Raw genomic sequence first — 21,934 nt, 5'->3', positions numbered from 1 at the left:
GTCATGGGTCCCCGCGACCGACACTATGGACATGACGCACAAGCTGGACCGACGCCTGAAGCTCGTCCGGGGCGCCGTCCTCCTCGCGGGCGCCGTCCTGGCCGGTGCCGTCGCGTCCCCGCCCACCACGGCGGCGGCCGGGACGGCCACCGCGGCGACGACAGGAGCCGCCCCGGGCTTCGCCGACGGGTGCATCGGGTACTGCCAGCACCCCACGAACGCGGCGAAGGTCTTCCGCTGGGGCGTCGAGGAGTGGCGCCGTGAGTTCGAGGACCGCACCACCAGCGAGGTGGAGGGTGACTGGGCGACGGAGGAACCGGACCTGGTCGAGCAGCGGGAGGGGATGCTGACGATCCACGCCACCTCGGCCACCGAACGGGTGACGGTGGCGGCGACCGACCAGTCCGCCAGGTACGGCCGTTGGGAGGCCCGGGTCCGCGCGGTCGAGGAGTCCACCGGCGACACCCCGTTCGCCTTCGTGTGGGAGCTCGTCCCGACCGATGGCATCGACTGCGACGCGAACCGGATCGTGCTGGCGAGGTACCGGCCCGGCGACGACCGGGCCCGCGGGCGGGTGACGACCGCTCCGGACCAGGCGTTCCGGTACTCCCGACCGCTGGACCTGCGCTCGCGGGCGTGGCACACCTACGCGGTCGAGGTCACGCCGGACCACATCTCGTGGTTCGTCGACACCACGGTGGTGCGCACCGAACGGCGCACCGCGGCCCTCGCCGGAGCGACGTTCCGCCCGGAGTTCGAGATCCTGGGTCGGGCCGGACGACTGATGAACACCTCGCGGATGCAGATGGACTGGGTCCGGTACTACGACCTGGACCGCCCCAACGCGCAGTCCATCGACGCGCCCCGGATGAGACGGGTGACCTCCGCACCCCCCTGCTGACGCGGACCGGGCCGCCGCAGCCGCGTGGCCACCGCGGCGGCCGCCGTGAACCGGGGGGTGTGCGCGACGGCCCCTCCACCCGATCGGGCGGAGGGGCCGTGGTGCAGCAGGTCAGACCCGGGTCGGGAGCCCGCTCACAGCCTCAGGATCGCGAGGATCGAGTTGAGGATCTGCGAGACCTGCGTCAGCAGGCCGTTCTGGTCCAGCAGCCCCGCGACCGCGCACAGGAGGTTGCCGAGCAGGTTGCCGGCGCCCGAGGCCGCGACGATCTTCAGGACCACCTTGTCCAGGTGCACCTGGAGCCCCAGCAGGTCGAGGTCCAGCGGGCCGAGCACCAGGTTCAGGACGTCACAGCTGCCCGCGGCAGCGGTGCGAAGGGACTGGCCCTCCGCCTTCTTCACCCTGAGGCTGACCGTCTTGGTCGTCGTCCCGACCACGTGCCCGCTGCCGCGGGTCATGGTGGCCCGCAGCTTGCCGACCGCCCGGAGGTTGCCGGACTTCCCGACCTTGAACCGCTTCGGCGTGAAGGTGCCGGTCACCGTTCCGTGCTTGCCGAAGGTGCCTTCCACGCGCGAGACGGCCTTGCCGTAGTCCGAGCTCAGCACCGGCTTTGCCAGCGTGCTGCTGCTGGTACGCGCGGCCTCCGCGCCCGCCTGGCCCACCGGTCCGACCGCGACCATCGCCATCGTGAGCAGACCTGCCAGCAGGGTGACCAACCCGCCCCGAGAAATGCGTGATTGCTTCATGATGTTCTCCCTCTCCTGTCGGCTGCTCGGCTGCCGCCGACTCTCGCCCCGTGCCCGATGCGGAAGCGCACTAACGGAGATCCCGCACGTTCCTGCGGTACGTGCCATACCCGTGGTCGGCGGGCGGCGTCGGCAAGGGCTCGGCGTACTCGAGCGTCGCGACCCGCCCCCGGTGCCCGATGATGGGTCGCATGACGCACGGAGTCGCCTTCCCCGCCCAGCCGGACGGCCGCCGGAGCACGACCGCGGTCGGCCGGGGGGTCGTGGCCGACGCGCTGCGCGCGGTCGACCCCGTGGGCGCGCGAGCGGTCGAGCACGAGACGTCCTGGCGCAGCCGCTACCCCCTGCACTTCCGTCGCCTGGTCGAGGCCGGCCTGGCCGATCCCGGGGCCTGGCTGGCGATCGCGGACGCCGGGCTGGCCTCCGTGCACCGGCGGATGGTGGTGGTCGGCGAGGACGACCGGGAGGCGCCGCTGAGCAGCCTGGCCGACGCAGCCGCGGCCCGCGCCCTCGAGACGGTCGAGGTCGCGGGGGAGGGGACGCCGGCCGACGAGCTGGTGGTGCCCTACCGCGGGCGGTCGCTGCGCGGGGCCGAGCTGCGCGAGCAGCTGGCGGACTGGAGGCGGCGCGGCGTGATGGAGCCCTCGGCGGCCGAGGCGGTGGCCGAGGTCGCCGGGAACCCCGGCTGGCTCCGGCTCGACGGGCAGACCGTGGCGGTGCTCGGGGCCGGGTCGGAGATGGGTCCGCTGCGGCCCCTGCTCGGCTGGGGAGCGACCGTCGCGGCGGTGGACCTGCCGCGCGCGGCCATGTGGGACCGCGTGCTCCGCACGGCGCGTTCCTCCGCGGGTCGCCTGCTGGTGCCGGTGCGCGCCGACGCCGCCACTCCGGACCGGGCCGGTGAGGCGGCCGGGCTCGACCTGCTCGACGAGGTGCCGGAGACGGCGGACTGGCTGACGGGCCTCGACGGGCGGCTGGTCCTCGGCAACTACCTGTACGCCGACGGGGGCACGCACGTGCGGGTCTCGGTGGCCGCCGACGCGCTGGCGAGCCGGGTGGACCGGGCGCGGCCGGACACCGCGCTGGCTTTCCTCGCCACGCCGACGGACGTGTTCGCTGTGCCGCGGGACGCCGTCGAGCAGGCGACCCGCAGCTACCGTGGCCGCTCCGCGACCGCCCGGACCCTCGGTCGCCCCCTGCGCTGGGCGACCCGCGGCCGCCTGCTGCACCGCGCCTACCCGCCGGACGCAGACCCGGGCATCGGCGACAGCCTGGTGCCGGTGCAGGGCCCGAGCTACGCGCTGGCCAAGCGGATCCAGCGCTGGCGGGCCGCCGCGGCCCGTCGGGACGGGCGGCAGGTGTCGTTCCACGTCGCGCCGTCGACGCGCACGCACTCGGTGGTCAAGAACCGCGCCCTGGCGGCGGCGTTCGCCGGGGCACACCGCTTCGGCGTCGAGATCTTCGAGCCGGCCACGTCGAACACCCTGATGGCCGCACTCCTCGTGCACGACCTCGTGCAGGGCACGCCGTCCCACGACCACCCCTGGCAGGACGAGGCGTACGCCGCGGTGCACGGCGGGCTCTGGCGCGCGCCGTACGAGCCGCGCAGCGCCCTGGGCCTGGCCGCGGTCCTCGGCTACGCGAGCGCGCGGAGCTAGTCGTCTGCTCCCGGCTCAGTCCGCGTCGCCGTAGAGCAGGGTGAGCCGCGACCCGTACGATCCCCCGACGTGCAGGACGTGGCCGTCGTCGAGCGTGACCGCCTGGAACCCCACACCGACCGGATAGTCGGTGTGTCCCTCAGTGCTCGACCATGTGTCGGTGGCAGGGTCGTAGACCGCGGTCATGGGGGCCTTCTCGTCGGCGAGGGGGTACTTCACTGGCCCGTGCTGACCAGCGGCGACGAGGACACGGCCGTCGGCCAGGGTCGTCGCCACCGATCCGGTCCGCATGTGCGAGTACCCGCTGACCTCCGACCACGCCCCGGTGGCCGGGTCCCAGATCTCCGGCTTCCGGTCCGTCGAGGTGATGTCCCCGTCGGCGACGAAGACCCGTCCGTCACCGAGGAGGGCGATCGCTAACTGGCTGCGCGCGCCGTGCATCGGACCGATCACGGTCCACTCATCGGTGGCGGGGTCCCACACCTCGGCGACGGCGGTGTAGGCGCCGTTGCCGTTGCCGCCACCGACGACGAGGACGCGACCGTCGCCGAGCGTGACGATGCCTCCGTCGACATGGTTGGCGTGGAGTCCTCCGGCGGGGCTCCACACGCCGGTCGCCGGATCGTAGACCTCGGCGATCCGGTCGGCGTCGTACGCGGCGGACGGGATGCTCAGGATGCGCCCGTCGGTCAGCTGGGTCGACAGGGATCCGAAACGTGACGGGGCGGACGTCGGTGTCCAGACGCCGCTCTCTGGGTCGTACAGCTCCGGGTCGCCCTGGTCGCCGCCGGTCAGCAGCACCCGTCCGTCGGGCAGCACGTAGGCCGAGGACATGTGATGGGCGGCGTTCATAGGTGTGGTCGATGTCCACGTGCGGGTGGCGGGGTCGTAGATCTCAGCCGTGGTCGCGACCTGTTCCCAGGGTGAGGTGCCGTCGTAGCCGCCAGCCAGCAGGACCCGACCGTCGGGCAGCTTCACCAGGCCTGGGCGCTGCTGGCGTGCCTGGATGGTCTGACCGGACATCGTCCAGGTGGCGTCCACGGTGAAGCGGCGGGATTCGACCGCCGGGATGCTTCCGCTGCTGGCCCGGAGGCGGTAGCCGCTGCTGGCATGGTCGAGGTGGACGTCGTCGAAGGTGGCGACACCCTTGCGGGCCTCCACGCTGGTCGTCCCTCCAGCTGTCCCGGCGGGGACTCCCGTCGCCGTGAGGGTGACCGTCGCGCTGCTGTCGGCCGTGTTGCCGTACTTGTCCCGCAGGGTGACGGTGGGTGCTGGGGCGAGCGTTGTTCCGGCCAGGCTGTTGCCTGGTTGGCCGGTGAAGTCCAGCCGGGAGGCAGCAGCCGGGTGCACGGTCAGCGTGGTCCGCTTCGCCAAGGGGCGGTACTGCGACCACTGTTCGAGCTTCGCGCGGGCATCGAACGCGGCGGTGCCGGCGGTGGTGGGGGCCGTGGCATCGGAGTAGACGATCGTGAACGACTTCCCGGCCGGGCAGGTGACGTCGAGCTGCAGTCGCCACGAGCTCACCTGCCGGGTCCGGGCGGTGATGGCCGCGGATCGGCAGCCCCGGCGCACGACCTCGACGTAGCCCGGCTGCCGTGGCTTGCGCGTCTGCGGCACGGTCCAGGGGTGGGGGAACGTGACCCGCATGCTGCCGGTGACAGCGCGGGAGCGAGGGGCGGTGTAGGTGAAGGTGAGGTCTCGCGTTGATCCGGCGACCACCCGCTCGGCGGTGACCTTCAGGTTTCCGACCGCCGTCGTCCTGGGGACCGTCACGGACGCCGCGGCGGAGGAGCTCCCCGGATGGAGAGCGCCGGTGCCCGCCAGCAGCACGCCGCTCATGGTCCAGAGCGCGGCTCGCCGCCAGGCTCTGGATCGGAGTCCGGATGGCTGCCGAGGCACGTGCGACACCTGGTTCTCCTCGTGGTTGGCCGCTGGTCGCGGGACGCGTGAGTCTACGGTCAACAGGCGGTTGCGTGGGCCGGTACAGGTGAGCACGACAGTGGCGATGCCGGGCCGCGGACCGGTCCGTCTGCCGACGCAACCTCCCGCCGTCCCGCGGAGTCAGAAGGGCAGAAGGGGGAGGTGCCAGATGATGAACACCGTGACCAGCTCGGTGGCGCCCACGTTCGAGGAGTACGCCGCGTCGGCCTGGCCGTCGCTGTACCGCTACGCCTACCTGCTGGCCGGCAACCACGCCGACGCCGAGGACATCGCGCAGCAGACGCTGATGAAGGCCTACCGCTCCTGGTCGCGCGTGCAGGCCTCGGACTCGCCGACGGCGTACCTGCGCCGGATGCTCACCAACACCTACCTGTCCTTCCGGCGGCCGCGGGGACGTCGGCTCGAGCTGCTCACCGCGCCGCCCGAGGAGCTGCACGCACCCGCCGGCGGGCCCGAGGACCGGATGGTCCTGTGGCCGCACGTGAGGTCGCTGCCACCACGCCAGCGAGCGGTCATCGTGCTCCGCTACTACGAGGACCTCAGCGAGCAGGAGATCGCGGACGCCCTCGGCTGCTCGCGCGGCAACGTGAAGTCCACCGCGCACCACGCACTCAAGTCACTACGAGCCGCGATCGGCTCGGACGGCACGACCGGAGAGGAGAGCTGACATGTTCGTCGACGTCGAGGAGACCCTGGGCCGCGAGCTGCGGCAGGTGGCCGACGGGCTGCAGGTCCCCGCACTGCCGTCGTTGCCGGAGGAGCCGCCGCGCGCCCCGCGGAGCTGGCAGCCGCTGCTGGTGGCTGCGGCGGTCGTGCTGGTCCTCGCGGGCGTGGTCACCCTGGTGGCCACCACCCGCGGCGGCCGGGACGTCCAGCCGGCACCCCAGCCCCCGTCGCCGGGCCGCACCGACTCGGCCGACCCGATCCCGAGGACGGCGCCGACCGTGCCGTACCTCCTGGACCAGGAGCTGTACGTCGACGGCGAGCAGGTGCCCGGCACCTGGTGGTCCCTGCAGGCAGGCGGCTCCGGCTGGCTTGCCCTCCGTGCGGACAACACCTGGTGGTGGGGCAGCGGCGCCGAGCCGATGGCCATCGAGACCCGGCTCGAGGTGCCCCCGGCGCTCTCGCCCGACGGGACCTACGTCGGCGAGGTCGTCGACGAGGACGGCACGGGCACGCTGACCGGGTTCGACACCGGCTTCAGCGGGGAGGGGCTCGGCGGTGTCCCCGTCGACCCCGGGAGCAACCAGGACGGCAGCACCGTGACGGTGCGGGCGGTCACCGACGACGGCCGCGTCATCGCGCAGGGGACCCGGACCGCCGTGCTGTGGCTGCCGCTGGTCGACAACAGCACCGTCGACCTGACCGCGACGGCGCCCGGGCAGGTGGTCGTGGCCAACACCCCGGCCGGCCTGGTCGTGACCGACGGCGAGAACGGCGAGCCGTACCTGGCGGAGGTCTCGGACTCCGGCGAGCTCACCAGGACCGGGCCGGCGCCGGTCCTCGACGCGATCGTGGGCAGCCCGGGGGGCACCTGGCTCGCCGGCACCCAGGTCGGGCTGATGGGTGGTGAGGTCACCTCGGTCGCCACCCTCGAGGCGCAGTCCGTGGACGGCGCGCAGCGCGTGACGCTCGACGCCCCCGACGGCTGGGGCTTCCACGTCATGGCGTACGCGTGGGAGGACGAGCAGCACCTGGTCTCCCCGGTCGTCCGGGACAGCGGCGACGGCGCCGAGCGGATGGTGCGGTGCAGCGTCGTGTCGGCCCGGTGCGTGCTGATCGACGGCCGGTGAGGGCCGACGCCCCTCAGGCCGAGTCCTCTTCCTCGCGGGCGGCGTCGAGGTTCCGGTGCCGCCCGGGGGAGCCGAACCCCCCGGCGGGAAGGTCGTCGGCGGGGGCGTCCCCGAGCCGCTCCACCTCGGAGGCGAGCGAGTCCACGATCGACTGCATCTGCGCCTCCGCGGCGTGGGCGAAGGAGCGGACCCTGTCGACCTCGACGGAGGAGGAGCCGGTGTCCTGGACGGCGCCGGGGAGCGTCCACCGGATCAGGGCCTCCGCGTCCCGGCGGGTGCGCTCGGCGGTCTCCATGGCCTCCTGGAGGATCTGGCGCTCCCGCTCGCGGGCCTGCTCCAGCCGCTCGCGCGCGTCGCGGCTGACGTCCTCCACCATCTCCTCGGCCACCAGCTGGGCCTGGCTGAACAGCTCGACGACCTGGTCGTTGACGCGGTCACCCGCCTCGTCGCGCTCGGCCAGCTCGGCCCGTGCCCGCTGCAGGTCGGCCCGGAGGCGCTGGTTCTCCGCGCTGACCTCCCGGAGCTCGTCGTCGGCGGCCTGCACCTGGTCGGCCACCCGGTCGAGGTAGGCGTAGACCTTCTCCTCGTCCAGTCCCCGCAGCCGCCGGGGGAAGGACTCGTTGCGGATCGCCTCCGACGACCGGTGGTGCGTGGGGCTCTGGGCGGCGTTGCTGGTCACTGCTTGTCTCCCGACGTGCTCAGGGTGGCCGCGGCGTCGTGCTCGCTCGCGGCCGCGTAGTAGAAGTGCTCGTACTTGATGCTCTCGGGGGCCATCCCGGCCGCCGTCAGCTGTTCCAGGGTGTGCGCGACCATCTGCGGGCCACCGCAGACCATGGCAGTGCGGCCGGCCAGGTGCTGCCGGGCGGCGACGGTGCCGACCTTGCCGCGGGTCCCGGGGTAGGACCTGTCGTCGGAGACGACCTCGGTGTAGTCGAACCAGGGGCGCTTGTCCGCCAGGTCCCGCAGCAGCGCGCGTTCGTACAGGTGCCAGGGCATCCGTACGCCGTGCAGCAGCTGCACCCGCGGAGCGGTCCCGGACCGCTGCCACTCGCGGTCGATCTGCTCGAGCACCGCGCGCAGGGGCGCGAGCCCGGTGCCGCCGGCGACCATGAGCAGGTCGGTGGGGTCGCCGGCCCTGCGGGTGAGCCGGTCGCCCACCGGCGCGCCGAGCTTCACGGTGTCGCCGACCCTGAGCGACCGGACCAGGGTCGAGCTCACCTGGCCGCCGTCGACCTTCTGGACGTGCAGGTCGATCGAGCCGTCCTCGCGCGGCGCGTTGGCCGGGCTGAAGTAGCGCCACGTGCGCGGGCGCTGCGGGATCTCCATCGACAGCGACTGGCCGGGGAGGAAGGGCAGCTCGTGCCGGGGCTGGACGCGGATCAGCGAGAGGTCCATCATCTTCCGCTCGACCGAGACCACGTCGGCGTCCCACCAGTCCGGGCTGGTCTCGGAGGACGTGTCCGCCGCCTCGACCATGATCCGGGCGATCACCTGGTAGGCCGCGGCCCAGTCCGCGGCCAGGCCCTCGTCCCAGTCGTCCCCGAGGAAGTGCCTCAGGGTGGCGAACAGGGACGCTCCGACCGCGTTGTAGTGCTCGGTGACGACCTCGTACTTGCGGTGGTCACGGCCGAGGTGCTCGAGGAAAGACGCGTCGTCCTCGAGCTGGTCGACGTGGCTGACGACGCGACCGAGCACGCTGACGAACTTGTCCCGCTGACCCGACATCGAGAGCGGGAACATCGAGCGGACCTCGGGGTGGGACACGAAGAGGTGCGAGTAGAAGTACAGGGCAACGTCGTGCCCGTGCCTCGTCACCTTGTCCCAGCTGTTCTGCAGGGCAGCTGAATCCATGGGGCTGGCTATCCGCGTCGACCGGACCGCCCCTCGACACAGGCGCGTGGTCCGTCACCGGACCCGTCGTGCTCACCGGGATGCGTGCGGTGGTCGGTGCCGTGCACCGACGGACGAAACGTTGACAAAGAGTCCCTCCAACTCATGTGCCCCCGTCTTCTCCCGCGACGCTCTTACCCGGCACGCCGGAGCCGAAACCTCCCTTTTTCCGTGGACGCGGACGCGGACGCGCCGGCGTACGCTGACGTGACGAGGCCCGGGCGGAGGGAGCCACATGAGCCAGCTGACCCTCGGCGTCATGGCACGGTCGCTCAAGGAGCACGAACGCCGGCTGGCGATCCATCCCCACCACTTCGGCCGGATCCCGGACGACCTGCGGGGGAGCATCCACCTCGAGCGGGGCTACGGCGAGCAGTTCGGCGTGTCCGACGTCGAGCTGGCCGGCTGGGTCGCAGGCTTCAGGAGGCGCGAGGAGCTGCTCGAGGAGTGTGACGTCATCCTGCAGCCCAAGCCGCTGCTCTCCGACGTCGCTGCGCTGCGGGTCGGGCAGGTGCTCTGGGGGTGGCCGCACTGCGTCCAGGACGAGGCGCTGACCCAGCTCGCCATCGACAAGCGGCTCACGCTGATCGCGTTCGAGGCGATGAACCACTGGAACCCGGACGGCTCGTTCGGCCTGCACGTGTTCCACAAGAACAACGAGCTCGCCGGCTACTGCTCGGTGCTGCACGCCATGCAGCTCGCGGGATCCACGGGTGACTACGGGCGCCGGCTGCGCGCCGTGGTGATCGGGTTCGGCGCCACCGCGCGGGGTGCGGTGACGGCGCTCGCGGCCCTGGGCGTCCACGACGTGGACGTGCTCACCCACCGTGAGACCGCGGCGGTGGCGGCGCCGATCCACTCGGCAAGGATCGTCCACTTCGACAGCGACCCGACGAGCGCGGGGGTGAGCCACGCGGTCACGGAGACCGGCAGGGTCCCCCTCGCGGGGTTCCTGGCGGAGCACGACATCATCGTCAACTGCGTGCTCCAGGACACCGACCGGCCGCTCGTGTTCATGACCGAGGACGACCTCCCGGCCCTGGAGCCGGGCAGCCTGGTCATCGACGTGTCCTGCGACGAGGGCATGGGGTTCAGCTGGGCCCGGCCGACGTCGTTCGCCGACCCCACGTTCGTGGTGGGGGACAACGTGATGCACTACGGCGTCGACCACAGCCCGTCGTACCTGTGGAACTCCGCGACCTGGGAGAACAGCGAGGCACTGCTGCCGTTCCTGCCGACCGTGCTGGGAGGAAGCGCGGCCTGGGACGCGGACCCCACCATCCGCCGGGCCATCGAGATCCACGATGGGGTCGTCCAGAACCCCGCGATCCTGACCTTCCAGGGCCGCTCGCCCCAGCATCCGCACGGGCTCGTCGCGACCTAGGCGTACCGACCGGGCACGTTTCTCAGGTCGGGTGCCCGCGCGGCTCGGGCGCCAGCTCCGCCTCGAGCTCGCCCCGGGTCGCGATGACCCGGGAGAGGATGTTGCGCGCCGCCAGCAGCAGGTCGCGCACCTCCGGCACGCTCACCGAGTAGACGACCTCGCCGCCGTTGCGGTGCGAGACCACGAGCGACGTGCGGCGGAGGACGGCGAGCTGCTGGGAGAGGTTGCTCGGCTCGATCGCGATCTCCTCGAGCAGCTCGTGCACGGCGTGGTCGCGCTCGGACAGCAGCTCGAGGATGCGGATCCGGGCGGGGTGTCCGAGGGTCTTGAAGAACTCGGCCTTCGCTTGGTAGAGCGGAACGCTCACCGGGTCACCACCATCCGCGCTCGTCGTGCCCCCTCGTCGTGCCCGGTGCGACCGGGCTCCGCCAGTCTTGCACGGCTGATCCATCAGTTGCAAAAGTCTTCAAGTCGGGTAGCCTCGCAGCAGACGGACCCTCGACAGAGAAGAGCGAACGATGGTGGACGTGGCCGCGGTGCTGGACGAGGCGGGGCTGACCAACCCGCGGGTGCGCGAGTACGTGGAGTACTGGGCGGAGCTGACCGGCGCCGCGCGCATCGAGGTCGTGAGCGCGGCCGACGACGCGCGCCTGGTCCGCGAGGCGCTCGAGGCCGGCGAGCTGCTGCCCGCGGGGGAGGGGCGCTACTACTCGCGCAGCTACGCCAAGGACACCGCGCGCTCCGAGGAGCGCACCGTCGTGGCCACCAGCAACCCCGGCGACAAGGGCGTCTACAACAACTGGCGGCCCGCCGAGGAGATGAAGCCCCTGCTCGAGGACCGGATGCGGGGCGCCTCGGCCGGGAGGACGATGTACGTCATCCCCTACCTGATGGCGCCGCCCGGCAACGCGCTCGCCCCCTGGGCCACCGGCGTGCAGCTGACCGACACCCGCACCGTGGTGCTGCACATGATCCGGATGTCGCGGGTGGGCGTGGAGCACGTCGAGGACCTCGAGGACCCGAACAGCTTCGTCCGCGCCGTGCACGTGACCGGCGACCTCGAGAACCTCGGCCACGGCACCCCCGAGGACCAGCGCTACTTCGTGACCGTCGCCGACGAGCGCACCATCCTGCACTTCGGCTCGTCGTACGGCGGCAACGCGCTGCTCGGCAAGATCGCGCACGGCCTGCGGCAGGCGGCGTACGACGGCTGGGCGTCGCGCCTGTTCCTCGCCGAGCAGTACATGCTGATCGGCATCCACGACAAGCAGACCGGCAAGGACTTCCACATCTGCGGCGGCTTCCCGAGTGCCTCCGGCAAGACCAACCTCGCGATGATGCTGCCGCCCGACGCGCTGGGCGACCGCTACCACGTCTCGTTCTACGGCGACGACATCGCCTGGCTGTGGGTGAACGAGGAGGACGGCCGGCTCTACGGGATGAACCCGGAGTACGGCGTCTTCGGCGTCGCCAAGGACACCAACGAGCGGACCAACCCGACCGCCCTGGCCTCGGTCGGGGAGGGGACGGGCGTGATCTTCACCAACGTCGCCTACAACGAGCTCACCCAGGAGGTCTGGTGGGAGGGGCGCACCCCCGAGCCGCCGACCGAGCTCGCCGGCTGGCTGGACTGGAAGGGTGACCCGATCGCAGAGCGGGAGCCGGGCAGCACCGAGCCGTGGGCGCACCCCAACAGCCGGTTCACCACGACGCTGGACAACGTCCCCAACATCGCGGCCGACTACGACGCGGCGGCGGGGGTGCCGATCGACGCGATCATCTTCGGCGGCCGCACCCGCGACCGGGAACCGCTGGTCCGGGCGATCCACGATCTCGCCGAGGGCGTGTACGACGGCCTCACCCTCGGGGCCGAGGCGACCTTCGCCGCCGAGGGCGTTGACGGGCAGCTGCGGTACGACCCCATGTCCAACCGCCCGTTCATGGCGTACGCCGAGGGGCCCTACGCCGCCCACTACCTGAAGGTCGTGGGCGCGGCCGTGGACCAGCCGATCTTCGCCCACGTCAACTGGTTCCAGCGTGACCCCGAGGACGGGCACTTCCTGTGGCCGGGCTACCGCGAGAACCTCCGCCCGCTGCTGTGGCTGCTGCAGCTGAGGAACGGCGAGGTCACCGGCCGCCAGACGCCGGTCGGGATCGTCCCCACCGAGGAGGAGCTCGACCTCCGTGGCGTCGACATCACCCCCGAGGACCTCGAGCGGGTGCTGACCATCGACGTCCCGCGCTGGCGCCAGGAGATGGCCAACCGCGAGGAGCACCTCGAGCAGTTCGCGGGCCTGCCCGACGAGATCTGGGAGGCCCACCGCCGGGTCACGAAGGCGCTCGACGAGCTCGCGGCGGACTGACGACGCCCGCCGCGTGACGTTCGCCCCTGTCGGGGCACCGGCCGCCGGTCGACGATGGCCGTCGTACCGGGGGGCGGACATCGAGCGACTGGGCGGGCTGAGCATGGGTGAGCGGCAGCGGTTGGGCGTGCAGGACGCCCTCTGGCTGGAGATGGACAAGCCGGGCAACCTGATGGTGGTCGACAGCCTGTTCTGGACGGCGACGCCCGTCGACTGGGACCGCTACCGCGCCGCCCTCAGGCACCGGCTCTGGGACCGCTTCCCGGTCTTCCGCAGCGTTGTGGTCCGCGGCGAGGACGGTGCCTGGTGGTGGGAGGACCGACCGGACGCCGACTTCGAGGCCCGCTACGAGCAGGTGGAGCTCCCCGCGCCCGGGGGGGACGCCGAGCTGGCCGACCTCATCGCCTCGCAGCGCACCGTGCCGCTGGACCGCAGCGAGCCGCTGTGGCGCGCCGTCCTCGTGGACGGCTACCAGGGTGGCAGCGCCGTGCTGTTCCGGGGGCACCACGCGATCGCCGACGGGATCCGGATGGTCCAGCTGGCCCTGAGCATCTTCGACGTCAGCCCGGACGGTGCGGTCGTGCCCGTCCGCACGGTGCGTCGGCACGCGGCGTCGCGGAGGTCGGCGGCGAGGGTCGACGCGGACCCGGTGGACGGTCGCGTCGCGCTGCCCACCCAGGCGCGGTCGCTCGCCTCGAGCACGGTCGGCACGTCGCTGCGGCTGGCCCGGAGCACGGTGACGAACCCCGTCGGCGCCGCCAGCAGCGCCCTCACGCTGTCGCAGTCGCTGGTCGGCTCGGCGGCGTCCCGGGCCCGGTCGGTGGTGAGCTCCGGCGGGCAGGGCGTGCTCGGTGTGCCGTCCTTCCTGTCCGCCGTTCCCGGCGACGTCGACACCGTCCGCAAGCTCGTCCTCGGCACCCGCAACGACACCACTCGCTGGACCGGCAAGGTCGGCGACCACAAGGCGGTCGCGTGGTCGCCGCCGTTGCCCCTCGAGGACGTCAAAGCCGTGGCACACGCCCACGACGCCACCGTCAACGACGTGCTGGTGACCTGCGTGGCCGAGTCGCTGCGGGCCTACCTGCAGGCGCACGACGCGGTCTGCCACAGCGTCACCTGGGACGTGCCGGTCAACCTCAAGCCGTTCGACCCCGACCTGCCCGTGGTGCTCGGCAACGCCTTCGCGCTCGTGCAGCTCGAGCTCCCGACCCACATCGACGACCCGGTGCGCACCCTCCAGGTGGTGCGGCACCGGATGGACCGGATCAAGAACGGCCACGAGGCGGTGGTGGACTTCGGGGTGCAGGCGGCCATCTCGCGGATGAGCAAGCGGTTGTACCGGGTCACGATCGACCTGCTCGCCAACCGCGCGGTGGGCGTGCTGACCAACGTTCCCGGGCCCCAGGTGCCGTTGTACGTCGCCGGGCGGAAGGTCGAGGGGATGATGGGCTGGGCCCCGCTCACCGCCGACCAGGTCATGAGCGTCACGATCTTCAGCTACGACGGCAAGGTGTTCGTCGGCATCGCCGCCGACGTCGGGCTGGTGCCCGACCACCACCAGGTCGTCGACGGCTTCGCCGACGCGTTCCGCAGGCTCGCGCTGCTCAGTCCCTGACCCGTGGCGGCGTCCGCTCGGCGACCTCCTGGTGGCAGGATTCGCGGCGTGACGATCATTGCGGCAGCGGACGGTTCAGCACTCGGCAACCCCGGACCGGCGGGCTGGGCGTGGTACGTCGACGACTCCTGCTGGGCGGCCGGCGGCTGGGCGCACGGGACCAACAACAAGGCCGAGCTGACCGCGGTCCTCGACCTGTTGCAGCAGACCGCCCACCTCGCCGAGGACCTGCTGGTCTACTGCGACAGCACCTACGTCATCAACTCGGTCACCAAGTGGATGGCCGGCTGGAAGCGTCGCGGGTGGAAGAAGGGCGACGGCAAGCCCGTCCTCAACGTCGAGATCATGCAGGCGCTCGACGAGGCGATGGCCGGCCGCGAGGTCCGGTTCGCGTGGGTCAAGGGGCACTCCGGGCACCCGCTCAACGAGGCGGCGGACCGGCTGGCCAACGGCGCGGCCGCGTCGTGGAAGGGACGCGTCGCGCCGGAGCCCGGACCCGGCTTCGCCGGCGCGGTGACCAGCCACCCCGAGGAGCGGCCCGCCGCCCCGGTGTACGACGACGCCGACCTCTTCAGCGGTCTCTGACAGGGCCGCGCGGCCCCCTGAGGCGCATACTCGGACGTGGGAGAGACCTCGGGTGCCGGCGAGCACGGGAGAGACCATGGATGAAGAACGCGCGAGAACCCTCGTCCGGGCCGAGCGCGAGAGGGTGCAGAGCCTCCTGGCGGAGAGCCTCTCGGCCGGTCGGCAGGACCGCGCGGCCGAGCGCGAGGTCGGCGACAACGCCGACGTGGCCGAGCCGCTCGCTGCCGAGGGCGTGGAGAACGCCGTGACGGCGTCCCTGCAGGCGCGGCTCGAGGCGCTCGACCGGGCCGAGCGCCGCATCGAGGAGGGCACCTACGGTCGCTCGGTCCGCAGCGGCCAGCCCATCCCCGACGAGCGGCTGGAGGCCGACCCCGCGGCAGAGCTCACCGTCGAGGAGAGCCGCGCGCGCTGACCGGCGCTCAGAACGGGTAGCGCTCGATCTCCGACTGCATGGTCACCCACTGCAGGTGCCCGAAGGTCTCCAGGTTGGCCGTCGCCCCGCCGAAGTGGCCGCCCGAGCCCGACGCCTTGATCCCGCCGAACGGGATCACCGCCTCGTCGTCGACCGTCTGGTCGTTCACGTGCACCATGCCGACCTCGAGCCGGCTGCTGAGCTCGTACGCCGCCATCGCGTCGCCGGTCAGCACGCCCACCGAGAGGCCGTACGGGTCGTCGTTGACGAGCGCGACCGCCTCCTCGACCGAGTCGTAGGCGATGACCGGCGCGACCGGGCCGAAGATCTCCTCGCGCGCCACCCGCTGGCCGGAGGAGACGTCGGCCAGCACCGTCGGCCGGTAGAGCAGCCCGTCGTACGTCCCGCCGGCGGCCAGGCGGGCGCCCTCGGCGACCGCGCCGGTGACCAGGTCGTGCACCCGGTCGCGCTGTACGTCGTCGATCAGCGGCCCGAGCGCGACCTCGCCGGCCCACGGGTCGCCGACCGGGAGCGCGTCGGCCTTGGCGGCCAGCATGGCGGCGTACTCGTCGGCCATCCCGCGCGGGACCAGGTGGCGGCCGGTGGTCATGCAGATCTGGCCCTGGTGCAGGAACGACCCCCACGCTCCGGCCGACGCCGCGGCCTCGAGGTCGGCGTCCGGGAGCACCAGCAGGGCGTTGTTGCCGCCGAGCTCGAGGTGCAGCTTCTTGAACATCGGCGCGGCCACCGCCGCGATCGCACGGCCGGCCGCGGTGGAGCCGGTGAAGGAGAGGCACGGCAGGTCCGGGTGCGCGACCAGCTGCTCGCCGAGCTCGCGACCGCCGGGCAGCACGTGCAGCAGCCCGTCCGGCAGCCCTGCGTCCGCGAGCAGCCGGGCCAGCGCCATCCCGCCCGAGACGGTCGTGCGCGGGTCCGGCTTGAGCACAACCGCGTTGCCGAGCGCCAGCGCCGGGGCGACCGAGCGCATCGACAGGATGCCCGGGAAGTTGAACGGCGAGATCACGCCGACCACGCCCACCGGCACGTAGCGCGCCAACGACAGCCGGGGCCTGCCGGACCGGAGCACGTGGCCGTACGGCGCGGAGGCGGCCGCGGCCGACTCGCGCAGCTCGGAGACGACCAGTCCCAGCTCGAAGCCGGCCTTGCCGGGAGCCGACCCTGCCTCGCGGACCAGCCAGGGCAGCAGCCGGTCGGGCTCGGCCTCGAGCAGGGCGGCCGCGCGCAGCAGCACCTCGGCGCGCTGCTGGTACGGCGCCTCGGCCCAGGCCCGCTGCGCCGTGCGTGCGGTCGCCAGCGCGGCGTCGAGGTCCGCGGCCGTGGCGGACCCCACCGAGCCGAGCGGTGCTCCGGTCGCCTTCTCGACCACGACGGTCGGTGAGCCGGCTCCGGTGACGAAGCCGCCGGAGAAGATGCGGTCGGTCCAGGGCTCGGTGCTGGTCGTGGTCATGAGAGGGCCTCCTCGGCGTTGCGGCTGCGGGACGGTGCGGCCTCGTGCTGGGCCTCGGAGCGCTCGAGGCCGCGGGGGACCGCGACCATCGCCGCCACCGCCAGCAGTGCCACGGCGGAGAAGAAGTAGAAGCCCCACGGGTAGGCGATGCCGGCCGTCACCAGGGCTCCGGTGATGGTCGGGCCGACGATCGAGCCCACGCGACCGATCCCGGAGGAGAGACCGAGCGCAGTGCCGCGGACGTCCGCGGGGTAGCTCCGCGTGATCCACGCGTAGACGAGCACCTGGGCGCTGAACACGAAGACACCGGTGACGAAGACCGCCACGTCGAGCAGCAGGGTCGGCATCTTCACGCTCAGCAGTCCCAGGAACACGGCCGCCGCGAGGAACCAGCCGATCGCGCTCGGGCGGATGCCGCGGGCGTCACCGACGAACCCGGCCAGCACCAGCCCGGCCACCCCGCCGAGGTTGAGCAGGAACAGCATCACCAGCGACGTGGACAGCTTGTAGCCCGCCTCGCTCATGATCGTGGGCAGCCAGGAGATCAGGCCGTAGACGAGCAGCAGGCCCATGAACGAGGCCACCCACGTCGCGACGCTGGCCACCAGGAAGGGCTGCCGGAGCACGGCGGACAGCGGGACGCGCTCGGCCTGCCGCTCGCCGGAGCGCCGGGCCAGCACCCGCTCGCTGGTCTCGGGGAGCTTGGCCCACATGACGGGCAGCACGGCGAGGCCGACGACGCCGCCGATGCCGAAGAGCCACTCCCAGTCGGGCATCACGGCCAGGCCCACGAGCGCGGTGAGCATCGCGCCCGTGTGGTAGCCGGTCATCGCCAGGGTCGTGCCCCGGGCCCGCTGGGAGGGGCGGACGGTCTCGCTCATCATCGTCAGTGCGGCCGGCATGCAGGCACCCAGACCGATGCCCGCGAAGAACCGCAGGGCCGCGAACGCCGTGGCGTCGGGAGCCCACGGCACCGCGAGGGTGAGCACGGAGAACAGCGCGATCGACCCCATCAGCGAGACCTTGCGACCGACCCGGTCCGAGATCGGCCCGACCAGCACTGCCCCGACCAGGATGCCCACCAGCGAGATCGTGGTGATGAACGTGGCCTCGGCCTTCCCGATACCGGCGTGACCGGTGTCGAGGATGGTCGGCAGCGACGCACTCAGGGCCACGATGTCGAAGCCTTCGAGCGTCACGGTCGCCCAGCACAGGGCGCGCGTCCAGCCGTGCGCGGTGGCCCCGTACGTCGGGGCGCTGGTGTTCGCTGTCATCGGGTGACTCCTTCTCGGGGTGGCTCCGGCGTGGTGACGGCGGTGTCCACCTGGATCAGCCGCGGACCGTCCGGGACGCGGCTCAGCTCGTGGGCGAGGGCGTCCCGGTCCTTGACGTGGACCGCAGGGACTCCGTACCCCTCGGCGAGGGGTACGAACTCGATGCCCGGCACGTCGAGGCCGGGGACGTCGGGGGTGCCGAGCAGGTCGGCGAACCAGCGCAGCGCGCCGTAGCTGCCGTTGCGCAGGATCACGAACGTCACCGGGACCCCCAGCTGCGCGGCGGTCCACAGTGCGGTGATCCCGTAGTTGGCCGACCCGTCACCGACCACGGCGACCACGCGCCGGCCGGGCTGCGCCAGGGCCACGCCGATCGCGGCGGGCAGGCCGAAGCCGAGGCCGCCGGAGGCGGGGAAGTAGTAGCTGCCGGGGTGGCGCAGGTCCATCTGCGCCCAGAAGTCGGCGTTCGTGGACGTCGACTCCACGACGTAGGCGGTGTCCGCGGGCTGGGTCTCGCGCAGGGTGGCGAAGACCTCGGCGGGGTGCAGCCCGTCCTCGGCCCGCGCCGGCTCCGGGCAGGCCGTCCAGCGGTCCGCGGCCGCCCCGGTCGTCGGGGCACCCGTGCCGAGCCGCCGGACCAGGCCGGAGACCAGCGCCGCCGGGTCGGCCAGCACCGCCTCGCCCATGGGCGCGCGGGTCGCGGCCCCGACGTCGTCGGTGACCTGCACGAGCGCCGTGCCCTCGGGCAGCAGGTCGCCGGGCTCGTGCTGGTGGTAGCGGAAGACTGGCGCGCCGACGACCAGCACCAGGTCGTGGCCTGCGAACGCCCGGCTCACCGAGCGCACCCCGGCTGGGAGCACGCCCCCGAACAGCCGGTGCCGGTTGGGGAACGGCAAGCGGTGCGGCGACGGCGCGACGTGGACGCGGGCGTCGAGGCGCTCGGCCAGGGCGACCAGCCGGTCCATCGGGACCCGGCCGTCGAGGTCGGGGCCGAGGACCAGCAGCGGGCGCGTGGCGCGCCGCAGGCGGTCGGCGATCTCGTCGACCACCTCGGGCGCGACGTGGGTGGCGTCGCGCACCGAGCGCTCGAGCAGCAGCGCGGCTCCCTCGGGTGCGGTGCGGCCCCAGTCGTCGTACGGCACCGAGACGTACGACGGCCCGCCGCGGGCCGGCCCGGCCTCGTGCATCGCCTGGGCCACCGTGCGCGGGACGTCGCCCGCGCTCAGCGGCTCCGCGCTGAAGCCGGTGAGCGGCCGGGTCAACGCCCCCGCGTCGGCGCTGGCGAGCATCACCTCCTGCCCCACCGTGTCGCGCACCTGCTGGCCCGCGATGACCAGCAGGGGAGTGCGGGAGACCGCCGCGTTGGTCAGCGCGCCCATCGCGTTGCCGGTGCCCGACGCGGCGTGCAGGTTCACGACGCCGAGTCGTGCCGAGGCCTGGGCGTAGCCGTCGGCCATGCCCACCACCACGCCCTCGTGCAGCCCGAGGACGTAGGTGATGTCCTCGGGCAGCCCGGCCAGGAACGGCAGCTCGTTGGAGCCGGGGTTGCCGAACAGCACCTCGACGCCCGCCCGCTGGAGCAGGCGGTGCGTGATGTCTCGGACGGTGCTCGGCACGGGGCGGCTCCTGAGGAATTGGGGGGACGGGTCGGGGTGACGGCCGTCACGAGCAACCTAGGAAGCGCGGGGGCCATCACGCCAATAGAACTTGCCAGCGGGCGTCATAGACGTCTTCTATGGGCAGCGTGAGCAGCGAGCAGGGTGGTCGACCGTGAACCGACCCATCGACCTGGTGCAGGTGCGCACGTTCGTGCACCTCTACGAGACGCGGTCGGTGACCGCGACCGCCGAGCTGATGCACGTGGCGCAGCCCTCGGTCAGCTACCAGCTCGGCAAGCTGCGCCGGCGGTTCGCCGAGGAGCTGTTCGTGCGCACCTCGCACGGGCTGGAGCCCACCGCGGCCGCGACGGGGCTCTACGAGCCGTTCCGCTCGGCGCTGGACACGATAGACCGGGCTGCCGACCCCACCGAGCGGTTCGAGCCGGCGGAGAGCGCGCGGGAGTTCTCGATGATGCTCTCGGAGTTCGGCGAGCTCTCCTTCCTCCCGCTGCTGCTGGGGAGGATCGCCGAGCTGGCGCCGAGGGCCCGGCTCAGTGTGCGACCCCTCGTGGTCGACGAGGCGCCCGCGCTGCTCACGCGCGGCCAGCTCGACCTCGTGGTCAGCAGCGCCCGGTTGCCGGAGGAGCTGCTGGTCCGTCGCCCCTTCATGTCCGTCGACTACGTCGCGCTGGCCGCCGCCCACCACCCCCGGCTGCGCGGCGAGCTGGTGAGCGCGCGCGAGTTCGCCGCCGAGCGCTACGTGAGCGTCCGCGGAACCACCGGCCACCAGGGGCCGGTCCGGCTGCTCGAGCGGCTCGGGCTGCAGGGCCGGGTCGAGCTGGAGCTGCGCAACTTCGCGGCCGTCCCCTACGTCGTGGCCGCGACCTCCCTGGTCGCGATCGTGCCGCGCCACATCGCCGAGATCTACGCCGCACGGCACGCGGTCACCGCGGCCGAGCTCCCGTGGGAGGTGGAGCCGATCGAGGTGGCGGCGTACACCCGCCGCGGGCCGGGACCGGCCCGCCAGTGGCTCGCCGACGTCGTCGTGGAGACGTTGTCGGCGAGCCGCTTCCGCTGACGCACGGCCGGAGGTCCCTTGTCAGCGCCCCGGCGCGTCCCGAGACTGGCGAGGAGGCGCGAGAGGGGAGCGGAGCATGGTCGACACGGAGCCCGCCGTCACCCTCGACCTGGGCGCCCTCCAGGGCCTCGTCGACCTGCTGGGCGAGGAGGGCTGGACGGTCCTCGGGCCCACCGTCCGTGACGGAGCGGTGGTCCCCGGGCGGGTCGCGTCCCTCGACGACCTGCCCCGCGGCTGGGGCGACGCCCAGGAGCCCGGCCGCTACCGGCTGCGGGCGCGCGACGACGACGCGCTCTTCGGGTACGCCGCGGACGCGGTCAGCTGGAAGTCGGTGCTCTTCCCCGCCCGCGAGCTGATGTGGTCGGGCAGCCGCACCGCGGACGGATTCTCCATCGCGCCCGGCGACGGACCCGGGCGGCTCGGTGAGCCGCCGTACGCCATCCTCGGCGTCCGGGCCTGCGACCTGCACGCGATCGCCGTCCACGACCGGGTGCTGCGCGAGCGCGACCACGCCGACCCCCGCTACGAGTCACGCCGCGCGGGCGCCTTCCTGGTCACGGTCGCGTGCGGTGACCCCAGCGGGACCTGCTTCTGCGTCTCCATGGGCACCGGGCCGCGCGCCGACGCGGGCTTCGACCTCTCCCTGACCGAGCTGCTGGGGGACCAGCACACGTTCCTCGCCCGCGCCGGCACCGACCGCGGCGCCGCCGTCCTGGCCCGGCTCCGGTCGCGGGCCGCCGACGAGGCCGAGGTGCGGGCCGCCGACCAGGTCGTCGAGCAGGCGGTGCAGCGGATGGGCCGGACGATGGACACCACCGACATCAAGACGCTGCTGTACGACAACGCCGAGCACCCGCGGTGGGACGACGTGGCCGCCCGGTGCCTGTCGTGCGGCAACTGCACGATGGTCTGCCCCACCTGCTTCTGCACCTCGGTCGAGGAGCACACCTCGTTGGCGGGCGACACCACCGAGCACTGGCGGATCTGGGACTCCTGCTTCACCTCCGACTTCTCCTACCTCCACGGCGGCAGCGTCCGCACCAGCCCGAGGTCGCGCTACCGGCAGTGGATGACCCACAAGCTCGCCTCGTGGATCGACCAGTTCGGCACCTCCGGCTGCGTCGGCTGCGGCCGCTGCCTGACCTGGTGCCCGGTCGGCATCGACATCACCGAGGAGGTGGCCGCGATCCGCGCCGACCCCCAGACCACCGATCCCGGCGGGAGCGGCTGA

General features: G+C 72.8%; 19 protein-coding genes. 11 read left to right on the top strand and 8 right to left on the bottom strand.

Annotation, left to right across the window (positions count from 1 at the left end; genetic code table 11):
- Positions 1-31: 31 nt before the first annotated feature.
- Complete coding sequence (locus ACFO9I_RS05660; RefSeq protein ID WP_379178672.1) at positions 32-901, top strand: family 16 glycosylhydrolase; 870 nt, start codon at positions 32-34, stop codon at positions 899-901.
- A gap of 134 nt (positions 902-1,035) precedes the next feature.
- Here ACFO9I_RS05660 and ACFO9I_RS05655 read toward each other — a convergent pair whose 3' ends face one another.
- Positions 1,036-1,647 (bottom strand): hypothetical protein, encoded by a 612-nt coding sequence (locus tag ACFO9I_RS05655; protein ID WP_379178670.1) that lies wholly within the window; start codon positions 1,645-1,647, stop codon positions 1,036-1,038.
- A 191-nt stretch (positions 1,648-1,838) separates the two neighbouring features.
- Here ACFO9I_RS05655 and ACFO9I_RS05650 point away from each other — a divergent pair, with 191 nt between their 5' ends.
- Positions 1,839-3,302, top strand: coding sequence for a hypothetical protein (locus tag ACFO9I_RS05650; protein WP_379178668.1), 1,464 nt, complete (start codon positions 1,839-1,841; stop codon positions 3,300-3,302).
- 15 nt (positions 3,303-3,317) lie between these two features.
- Here the strand turns inward: ACFO9I_RS05650 and ACFO9I_RS05645 are convergent, their stop codons facing one another.
- Positions 3,318-5,141, bottom strand: coding sequence for a Kelch repeat-containing protein (locus ACFO9I_RS05645; protein WP_379178666.1), 1,824 nt, complete (start codon positions 5,139-5,141; stop codon positions 3,318-3,320).
- A gap of 253 nt (positions 5,142-5,394) precedes the next feature.
- On the opposite strand from ACFO9I_RS05645, the gene ACFO9I_RS05640 reads away from it, so the two are divergent.
- Both ACFO9I_RS05640 and ACFO9I_RS05635 read left to right on the top strand, forming a co-directional pair.
- Positions 5,395-5,910: a SigE family RNA polymerase sigma factor gene (locus tag ACFO9I_RS05640; RefSeq protein ID WP_379178664.1), complete on the top strand. Its 516-nt coding sequence runs from the start codon at positions 5,395-5,397 to the stop codon at positions 5,908-5,910.
- A 1-nt stretch (position 5,911) separates the two neighbouring features.
- A complete protein-coding gene (locus ACFO9I_RS05635) occupies positions 5,912-7,036 on the top strand; it encodes a hypothetical protein (protein ID WP_379178662.1) in 1,125 nt (374 codons plus the stop codon).
- A gap of 13 nt (positions 7,037-7,049) precedes the next feature.
- On the opposite strand, the gene ACFO9I_RS05630 is transcribed toward ACFO9I_RS05635, so the two are convergent.
- A complete protein-coding gene (locus ACFO9I_RS05630; RefSeq protein WP_379178660.1) occupies positions 7,050-7,715 on the bottom strand; it encodes a DivIVA domain-containing protein in 666 nt (221 codons plus the stop codon).
- A complete protein-coding gene (locus ACFO9I_RS05625; protein ID WP_379178658.1) occupies positions 7,712-8,887 on the bottom strand; it encodes an FAD-binding oxidoreductase in 1,176 nt (391 codons plus the stop codon). Before ACFO9I_RS05625 ends, ACFO9I_RS05630 begins: the two co-directional genes overlap by 4 nt.
- 274 nt (positions 8,888-9,161) lie before the next feature.
- Here ACFO9I_RS05625 and ACFO9I_RS05620 point away from each other — a divergent pair, with 274 nt between their 5' ends.
- A complete protein-coding gene (locus tag ACFO9I_RS05620; protein ID WP_379178656.1) occupies positions 9,162-10,310 on the top strand; it encodes a N(5)-(carboxyethyl)ornithine synthase in 1,149 nt (382 codons plus the stop codon).
- A gap of 22 nt (positions 10,311-10,332) precedes the next feature.
- Here ACFO9I_RS05620 and ACFO9I_RS05615 read toward each other — a convergent pair whose 3' ends face one another.
- Positions 10,333-10,677 (bottom strand): ArsR/SmtB family transcription factor, encoded by a 345-nt coding sequence (locus ACFO9I_RS05615; protein WP_379178654.1) that lies wholly within the window; start codon positions 10,675-10,677, stop codon positions 10,333-10,335.
- A 151-nt stretch (positions 10,678-10,828) separates the two neighbouring features.
- Here ACFO9I_RS05615 and ACFO9I_RS05610 point away from each other — a divergent pair, with 151 nt between their 5' ends.
- From ACFO9I_RS05610 to ACFO9I_RS05595, 4 genes are all read left to right on the top strand, one after another.
- On the top strand, positions 10,829-12,673 hold the full coding sequence (locus ACFO9I_RS05610) for a phosphoenolpyruvate carboxykinase (GTP) (protein ID WP_379178652.1): 1,845 nt from the start codon (positions 10,829-10,831) through the stop codon (positions 12,671-12,673).
- A gap of 103 nt (positions 12,674-12,776) precedes the next feature.
- Entirely contained in the window at positions 12,777-14,288 is a 1,512-nt protein-coding gene (locus tag ACFO9I_RS05605) for a WS/DGAT domain-containing protein (RefSeq protein ID WP_379178650.1), read from the top strand.
- Between the two features lie 48 nt (positions 14,289-14,336).
- Entirely contained in the window at positions 14,337-14,873 is a 537-nt protein-coding gene (locus ACFO9I_RS05600) for an RNase H family protein (RefSeq protein WP_379178648.1), read from the top strand.
- A gap of 76 nt (positions 14,874-14,949) precedes the next feature.
- Positions 14,950-15,285: a TraR/DksA family transcriptional regulator gene (locus ACFO9I_RS05595; protein ID WP_379178646.1), complete on the top strand. Its 336-nt coding sequence runs from the start codon at positions 14,950-14,952 to the stop codon at positions 15,283-15,285.
- 7 nt (positions 15,286-15,292) lie between these two features.
- Here ACFO9I_RS05595 and ACFO9I_RS05590 read toward each other — a convergent pair whose 3' ends face one another.
- The 3 genes from ACFO9I_RS05590 to mdlC are packed head-to-tail and all read right to left on the bottom strand — an operon-like array spanning position 15,293 to position 19,643.
- On the bottom strand, positions 15,293-16,753 hold the full coding sequence (locus tag ACFO9I_RS05590) for an aldehyde dehydrogenase family protein (protein ID WP_379178644.1): 1,461 nt from the start codon (positions 16,751-16,753) through the stop codon (positions 15,293-15,295).
- Positions 16,750-18,027 (bottom strand): MFS transporter, encoded by a 1,278-nt coding sequence (locus tag ACFO9I_RS05585; protein ID WP_379178642.1) that lies wholly within the window; start codon positions 18,025-18,027, stop codon positions 16,750-16,752. Before ACFO9I_RS05585 ends, ACFO9I_RS05590 begins: the two co-directional genes overlap by 4 nt.
- The gene (gene mdlC / locus ACFO9I_RS05580; protein WP_379178640.1) at positions 18,024-19,643 is read right to left on the bottom strand and encodes a benzoylformate decarboxylase; all 1,620 of its coding nucleotides are present in this window, start codon (positions 19,641-19,643) and stop codon (positions 18,024-18,026) included. The genes ACFO9I_RS05585 and mdlC overlap by 4 nt, the downstream gene beginning before the upstream one ends.
- 154 nt (positions 19,644-19,797) lie before the next feature.
- On the opposite strand from mdlC, the gene ACFO9I_RS05575 reads away from it, so the two are divergent.
- Positions 19,798-20,703, top strand: coding sequence for a LysR family transcriptional regulator (locus ACFO9I_RS05575; protein ID WP_379178638.1), 906 nt, complete (start codon positions 19,798-19,800; stop codon positions 20,701-20,703).
- A gap of 76 nt (positions 20,704-20,779) precedes the next feature.
- Entirely contained in the window at positions 20,780-21,934 is a 1,155-nt protein-coding gene (locus ACFO9I_RS05570) for a 4Fe-4S dicluster domain-containing protein (protein ID WP_379178636.1), read from the top strand.

Origin of the sequence: Nocardioides sp. GCM10023255, assembly GCF_042653125.1 — a bacterium.
Lineage (GTDB): Bacteria > Actinomycetota > Actinomycetes > Propionibacteriales > Nocardioidaceae > Nocardioides.
This window is presented reverse-complemented; position numbering and strand designations above follow the sequence as displayed.